The following is an 8241-nucleotide window of genomic DNA, read 5'->3' as shown; positions in this document are numbered from 1 at the left end:
GACTTCATTTTCCGAAAGTTTTTCTGTACGTAAACTGTTTTTGTTTATAGTCGTTTGTAAAGAATCTTTGTCCTGTCCATATTTTAAACTCTCCTTTTCTTTTCTCTGACAGCTCCATAATGCTAAAAATATCAGCAAGCCCCCGAAAATTTTACTTTTCATTTTTTAATAATGTATTTTTTGATCGGGTTAAAGTAATAAAAAATTCAGCATAAAAAAACCGCGAAAGTAAACTTTCGCGGCTTCAGTATCTGTTTAAAGATTATTTTTTCTTTGCTTTTGCAGGAGCTTCTTTTGGCATTTTTGTTTTGGTATCTGCAGGAGTATTACCGTCTCTTACCAATTGTAATTCGTCGATAAGCCTTCTTGCACCTGCGTATTTATCGATCGTCCAAAGAACGAAACGAACGTCTACGTTGATGGTTTTCTGCCATTCCTGTTCGAAAACGATATCTCCGCTTAAAGCCTCACTGTTTCCGTCGAATGCAATACCAATTAAGTTTCCGTCTGCATCGATTACCGGAGAACCGGAGTTTCCTCCTGTAATATCATTGTTGGAAAGGAAATTTACCGGCATATAACCTTTTGCATCTGCATACTGACCGAAATCTTTAAGGTTATAAAGATCGATCACTCTCTGCGGAAGATCAAACTCTTCATCTCCTTTCTTGTATTTTCCTACAAGACCCGTCATGTCAGTATAATAGTTATCGGTAATTCCGAAGTAGTTTCTGTCTGATCTGATCGGCAATTTATCTACCGTTCCGTACGTTAATCTCATGGTAGAGTTTGCATCCGGATAGAATTTTTTCTCAGGCATTGCCTTCATTAATCCTGCTAAGAATAATCTGTTGTTTTTAGCAAAATTATCATCAATTTTTACGAATCTTTCTGCAGAAGCTTTTTGATCTGCCATAATTCCGTTTGCAATTTTCCAAAGTGGATCTGCATCCAGTTTCAACGGATCAGGATTCAGCATAAAGTTTGTTGCAGAAGTTTTGTTGGCGAAGATTGAAGAGTAAGCAACATTCGAAAGATTTTTAGCATCCAGTCCCATAATGGTTTCAGAAGCTACATCTTTGTTTACTCTTGTCTGGTAAAGGTTTACCATAGAGTTCATCATTTCGCCTTCAAGCTTGATATTGATGTTTTCGTAGGCTGATTTCAATGCTGCCTCTACTTTCGGCTTCATTGCCAGTCTTCCTGCCATATCCTGTTTTGCATACGCCTGAAGAACATTTCCTACCTGTAGTGCAAGTGCGAAATATTTAGAATTTCTGGAAAGCTGCGTCATATACATTCTCTCCACATTTCTGTCTGAAGTCTGCTTGTAATAAAGTCCGATATCTTCTAAAACTGTTTCGTACTCAACCACGTTTTCAGGTTGTACCGCCCAGGTTTTAAATCTTTCTTCGATTTTTTGCTTGTCTGTGATGGTTCCGTTTTTAATAACGGCATCAATAGTACCTTGTCTGTTTTTCCAGTAGTTCGCTACAGAAGCATATTGGGAAGCATAGTTCAGCTGAGTTCCTTTGTCTTTATCCATGTACTTCTTCATTACATCCATGGCTAATTTAGACGCTTCAACCCAAGCCGGATAGTCTTTGTTTACCATCTGCTGAATTCCGTAAGAAGTCAGGTAACGGTTGGTTCTTCCCGGATATCCCAAGATCATGGAGAAATCTCCCGGCTTTACACCTTTCAGAGAAACCGGTAGGAAATGTTTTGGTTTTAAAGGAACATTGCTTGGAGAATATTCCGCCGGATTTCCCGCTGCATCAGCATATACTCTGAAAACCGTAAAGTCTGCCGTATGTCTTGGCCACTCCCAGTTATCGGTATCACCTCCAAATTTTCCCAGTGCAGAAGGCGGAGCTCCCACCAATCTGATGTCTTTATAATCCTGATAAACAAAATAGTAAAATTCGTTTCCGTTGAAAAAGTCTCTTACAACTACTGTGTATTTCCCGTTCTCAGAGTTTTCAGACTGGATCGCTTTTGTTTCAGCGTCGATCACAGCTTTTCTCTCTGCCGCGGACATATTGTTGTTTAATTTAGAATTGATTCTTTGCGTAGCATCATCCATTCTTACCAAAAATCTCACGTAAAGATCTTTAGCATTGAATTCGTCTTTCTGCTTCATTGCCCAGAAACCGTTTTTCAGATAATCTTTCTCCGGTGTAGAAGCTGCTGCTACAGCACCGTATCCACAGTGGTGGTTGGTGAAAATAAGACCCTGATTAGAAACAATCTCTCCTGTACAGAATCCTCCAAAGCTTACAATTGCATCTTTTAAGCTCGAATTGTTGACAGAATAAATTTCTTCCGGTGTAAGATGCAATCCTTCTTTTTGCATGTCTACCCCATTCAGTCTTTTCACGAGCATTAACAGCCACATTCCCTCGTCTGCCCTCATCTGGACAAAACTTAAAAGGAAAGTGAATAGTAGTAATATTCTTTTCATTTTATAAAATAATTTTTGTGTCGCTAATTTAGTAATTTTTTTACTGTCTGATGTCTGAGAATGGTATGAAAATGGATTCCGGTGGCTTATGAAAAAGATATTCACTGCAATTTTAACAGTTTTGTGCCTGAGTTTTGTTTTAAACTGCTCTTCCGCAGCCGTAAAAAATCCACAGATCCAGAGAGAATGGATGCTGGTTTCTTTTGGCAGTTACTCTAAAGAAGAATTAATAAAAAGCAATGCTAAAATTGATCTTACCTCTCCTCTTGAAAACGGAAAAATAAAAACTTCCGCCTTTATGGGATGCAATAAACTGTTTTTTACATCTGAATTTAAAAAGGAGAGTCAATTAAAAATTTCGCAAGTTGCCTCCACAGAAATGGCGTGCCCGAATATGAAACTGGAAAATGATTTCTCCCGGAATATTAAAACAATGAATCATTACAAAGTGGAAGGACATTTTCTGACTTTAAAAAATGATCAGGGAAGCAGCATGAAATTCATTGCCGCAGACTGGGACTGATTTAAATTTATTTTCTATTACCCTTACTGACTTTAAAGCTTTCCGCTTTTCAGTTATTATAATTTCATTCATTCTTTTCTAAATTTTTCCGGTTAACGAACTAAAATTACAGCATTCCGTTGTGTTTTCACGATTATAAAAAAATATTGACGGGTTTTGACTGCTTTTGACCGGTTTTGACCGGTTTGAAAACCCATTTCTTCGGATCATGTTCGGGTCTTCTTCGGATCGGCTTCGGAAAAATGGGATTTTTTCCGAAGGAACACCGAACAACAGTCGAAGGATTTCGGGAGAATTTTATGAAAGTATTTTTGCTTCATTGTACGCTTTGGCTCCGCTCAGTGTGGTATACTTACAGCAAAACCTTCTAAAAATTTTTAAATCAATCATTATCGGAAGGTCTTCCCAATGACGAAAACAGAAAGTATACAAGGCTTTATCGATGAATTTTCAGACAGAATTTCATTTGAGATTCCTAAAACACTGCAGGCATAAAATTATTATCAAACTTTTTATATCTTCTGATATACATTTTATAAAGGCGAATACTCCTTAAAACCATTTCGAATACTCGTAGAAAACAATAATATTTCAGCCTCACAAATAATTGTCATTCAATCCAATATATGAAATTCAAAATAAACAAACCCCAAATATTATAAAGAGGGGAAGCAAAAAAAATTTGCAGAAATACAGCCTCTTTTTTACTGAATTTCACGACAGAAGTTTTGCCTCAACCCTCTATTTTAATTACCTGACATATAATCAAATAACCTTCAAACCACCCATTAACAAAGGAATTTTTTAATTATTTTTAAAATAAAAATTTGCTTGATATTAATATTCCATTTATATTTGCACTACTAAAACAATAGAACATTCCTCCTTAGCTCAGTTGGTTAGAGCATCTGACTGTTAATCAGAGGGTCGCTGGTTCGAGCCCAGCAGGAGGAGCAAAAAGACTTACAGAAATGTAGGTCTTTTTTTTATCCGGTTCATCAAAGGTTTTTATAATTATTTCGGATCAGTATCAAAATCTCAGGACTATGCAAAAAGTTAGCTCATCTGAATAGAAAAAATATTCTGCTTTTTACTCCCCAAGCTCTATTCTAATTAAAAGATTCAGTAGCATTGGTACTTTTTGATCACATACAGTAGAAAAGAAATTCCATATTAATTACCTATCTTTTATCCCAAAAGATATTTTTCCTCAATCTAAAAATACAGACTCCTATATTTCCGAATCTGCAGATGATCACTACAGCCTATGACGGAATTTTTTAAAAAGAAAAAAATAAGGTCATCAGAACTAGTTACAATTGAATGGAAAAGTATTTTAAAATTTCGTTGTAATGATTTCTTTATGATTTTTTCAACATTTTTCAAAAAAATGTATCTTTTATACAATACGTCAAGTTTTGTCGTTTCGGGAGATTAGCTTTGTGAAAGAAAGAAAAAATGATATTTCCGAATATGCGCTTTAACCCAAAAAATAAATATGACGAAACAAAATAACAATGTTTAACATACAAATAAAATCGATCTGGAGAAAAAAAAATTATTTAAGATGACTTTAAAATAATCAAAAACAGTATATTAGCTACTTTAAAACTAACATTAAATATGAAAAAAAATTATACAGAGGTCCTTTTTCTGTGCTTCCCTTCGGGTAGTTTCTCAAATACACAACAAAAAATCCCTTGGAAACAGCTTCTGCATTCAACCAGTCTTTTTTCTCAAAAAGAATTTGACTAGTTGTAATAAGCATTTGACCAGTTAGGTCTTTGCACGAGCCCAAGAGAATTGCAAACTTTGAACTAATTTCTATGTATTAACCTGTAAACTTCAGAATCATGAGTAAAATATTAACACTAATAACCTTATTTGTATCTTGTTTCCTGTTTTCCCAAACCACCGTTTTTGGAGGTGTTGCAGGACTTTCTTTCCGCAAAAACAATGTAAAGGATAGTATTGCTCCTACAGACACCTTAACCGGCAGGCTAATGAATTATCATCTGGTAAAAGATCCTGTTCATGGATCATTTTTTAAGAAACTGGACGGAAACCTGAACCAGCCCTCTTTATTTTTTGTAAGCAATAAGTTTGGAGGAACGGATAAAAAGGTCTACGGAAAAATAGGAAGTTCCGTGATCAGCAGTCTGGGGATTGATGATTTTTCAGATACATTAAGGATAAACAGCCCTCAGTTAAGTTCTAAAATCCTGACTTTTACCAAAACCGATACCGGCAAGAAAATTAACCCGATTGTTCTTTTGAATAAAAAAACAGATCCTACCCTTCTTATTCCTGAGATCTTAGTGTTCGATAATAATCTTTCCACTATTGACAAACAAAAAATAGAAACCTATCTTTCTGTGAAGTATGGTATCACTATAAACGATATTTCAGAGAAAAATTATGTTTCTTATGCAGGCGATATCCTGTGGGATTCAAAAAAAAATAAGAATTACAATTTCAGGATTACAGGAATTGGAAGAGATGATGCTTTTGGTCTTTATCAGAAGCAGTCAAAAAATTCTGAAGATGAACATATTATTATGTCTTTAAATGCCTTAAAAGCTACGAATTATCAGAATCCGGAAACTTTAAATCAGGGGACTTTCGTTTTGTGGGGAGATAATAACCAGTCTTTCAGCTTCAAAGAAGCCGATCTCCTTTCCGCGCATCCCAAACGGGATATGTTAAGAATGTGGAAAGCGCAAGTAAAAAATTCTGGAACTCAGACTGTAAAAACATATCTCTATCTTACTCTTTCCGGGCTTTCTCCAAGTGATAAGGTTATATTAAGACTATTTGCCAATGAAAGCAATTATCAGAATGATATTTCCACCGATATCTTAGGAGAGAAAATCGGAGATAAGTATGTTTTTAAAGATATTATGTGGGATATTGATCATGATGGTACCGAGTATTTTACTTTCAATCTTAAAGATTTCCAGAGCGAACAGAATATCCAGATGGTGAGCACCTGTACTGATTTGGGTAGCGGAATTGTAAAGGTTTCCGTTCCTTCAGATCTTTTCCCTTTCAGCTATTCTCTAAAAAGCCTGAACAGTAATCAGGTTATTGTAGCTCCAACTTCCGGAACGACCAATCCTATTGTCTTTAATAATCTGTTGCCGGACAATTATAAGCTGATTATACAGAAATCCGGACAAAACGATATTATAAGAACATTTGATCTGGAAGGTATTGTTAACCAGAATATTGACGATCATTATGTGTGGCAGGGAAATCCTATAGAATTGGATCTAAATACAGATTCCTATCAGTATGTTCTGACTTCACCGGCAGGTCAGACGACCGGTACCGCTCCTTTCCTGTTAAACGGAACGGGAACCTATCAGCTTAAAATAAAAAACAAACTGGGCTGTGAAGTTAATAAACCGCTTTCTGTATTAACTCAGGCAGATTATGATGCCTTACAGAGTACTTCCTTATTTAAGAAAATCAGTGTGTCTCCTAATCCGTCCCATGACGGAAACCTCACCGTAAAGGTGGAGTTAAAATCCATTAAACCACTTACCGTAAAAATATTCAACAGCTTGGGTGTTCTGATTAAACAGGGGCAATACCCACCTTCAGCAGACTTTACCATTCCAATGAATATTCCTCCTGTTGTTGGTTATTATAATATTAAAATATTTATTCCTGAGGAAGGAAAAGGCGTTAATTTCCTTATTAATTAAAAAACACGAATACCATGAATCGTCCTTTAAAAAAATTATTTTCCGGGAACAAAAAACTTGAAATGCTTCCGGTTTTCATACCCATTGTTCTGTCGTTGTGCAGCTGGACTTTTTATACCGTTTCCCACAGAAATACAGAGAGTGAAAGAAATGTAAAGAACCATAAGGAATATGCAAATTCCTTCAAAATAGATTGCGGCTTCTTAAAGCCTTCCCTGAAAGGAGAGAATTTAAAGGCAGGCAAAACTCCAGATCTTACTTCTTTATCCGGAAATAAAAAAGATTCTGCATGGTCAGAAGGCTTTACGGTTAATGCCGGTCGACTCATAACCCCTGCGGGATATCCGGCAGTTCCGTTTACCAATTCAAATCTTGTGAAATCCGGCTTTATCGGTGAGATCGGAAATAAGGATGGTGAAAGAGATGAAGATGCTTCCGATAATATCTTTGATGTGTATCTGGGAAATATACTTCCGGGTAAGTCCTACGCATTAAAGTATGAGGTAGACGGCTATTCAGACATTAATTCAGTCACAAGAAGTATCAACGGGAGCTTTGCAGTCGGGGGATATATAAAATACAAAAAATCCGGATGGAGTGAGGTTTCTGAGAATATAGATGCCGGTCTTCTGAAAAAAGGGAATAATACAGTATTGTTTAATTCTTTAGGAAAAGGAGACTACTATCATATTAAAAATGTAAGAATTGTAGAAAACAAAACGGCTTCGCACAAGGCATATGAAATTGTTTCAAAAGTATACAATGATAAAGTATGCTATATCAGAGGATATGTCAATCCTTCTGCAGGAATTTCGGCTGTTGAAGTTCAGGGAGAAAAGATTGCCCTGAAAGGTAATGAATTTGAATATCTGTCTCTCGGTAAAAAAGAGAATCTTTCAATTCCTGTTGCTTTTATACAGAATAAGGCTTCGGTTTTAGAAGAAAACATTGTTAAAGATATATCAGGAGAGGATCATATTTCTTCCGTAGACTCTTACCGTGATTCAGGAGTTAATCTTATTTATAAAGATGCGTCCAGTATTGTGACGGGATTAAGAACCATTGATCTTCCGCCTTTGGATCTTTCAACAGTGAATGTAAGTTCCGGATATGCCGGTTTTTTTCTCACCAACAAAACGTCCCGGTCTGTAACGGTTCATCTTCCTTATGATAAGGATAAGCTTCCCAAAGGATATAAGGAAGAAGATATTGCTGCCTTTACGTTTGATTATAAACAGAAAAGATGGCTTCAGGCAGATATAGACAGTGTCAATACGGCTAAAAAATATATCGTTCTGCATACTTTGCTGAAACAGGCTCGTTATATAGCAGGAGTATCCAGACAACCGGAAAGCCCGGAAACTGGTGCTTCAGCGCCTACAGGATTTGATGATATGCCTATTGCCAATCCGGGATCGAAGATTAACCTTATTTCTCCGCCTACCCCTAATCAGCAGGGAAGTGCCAATGTACAGTATCCTATAGAAATTCCTGCAGGAATCGGAGGATTCCAGCCAAGCGTATCTCTGGTTTACAACAGTGAT

At 36.3% G+C, this 8241-nt stretch carries 4 protein-coding genes and 1 tRNA gene; 4 read left to right on the top strand and 1 reads right to left on the bottom strand.

Annotation, left to right across the window (positions count from 1 at the left end):
* Nucleotides 1-262 precede the first annotated feature (262 nt).
* Nucleotides 263-2464 (bottom strand): S46 family peptidase, encoded by a 2202-nt coding sequence (locus WFK35_RS17955; protein WP_336690279.1) that lies wholly within the window; start codon nucleotides 2462-2464, stop codon nucleotides 263-265.
* 88 nt (nucleotides 2465-2552) lie between these two features.
* On the opposite strand from WFK35_RS17955, the gene WFK35_RS17950 reads away from it, so the two are divergent.
* From WFK35_RS17950 to WFK35_RS17935, 4 genes are all read left to right on the top strand, one after another.
* Complete coding sequence (locus WFK35_RS17950) at nucleotides 2553-2987, top strand: META domain-containing protein (protein WP_214587664.1); 435 nt, start codon at nucleotides 2553-2555, stop codon at nucleotides 2985-2987.
* A gap of 880 nt (nucleotides 2988-3867) precedes the next feature.
* A tRNA-Asn gene (locus tag WFK35_RS17945) sits at nucleotides 3868-3941 on the top strand.
* 899 nt (nucleotides 3942-4840) lie between these two features.
* Complete coding sequence (locus WFK35_RS17940; RefSeq protein ID WP_336733730.1) at nucleotides 4841-6697, top strand: hypothetical protein; 1857 nt, start codon at nucleotides 4841-4843, stop codon at nucleotides 6695-6697.
* Between the two features lie 14 nt (nucleotides 6698-6711).
* On the top strand, nucleotides 6712-8241 hold a 1530-nt coding region (locus WFK35_RS17935; RefSeq protein WP_336733729.1), incomplete at its 3' end, for a hypothetical protein.

The sequence above is a fragment of the Chryseobacterium sp. VD8 genome (assembly GCF_037149975.1).
GTDB lineage: Bacteria > Bacteroidota > Bacteroidia > Flavobacteriales > Weeksellaceae > Chryseobacterium > Chryseobacterium indicum.
The sequence above is the reverse complement of the archived record's forward strand: the minus strand, read 5'-3'. Positions and strand labels throughout refer to the sequence as shown.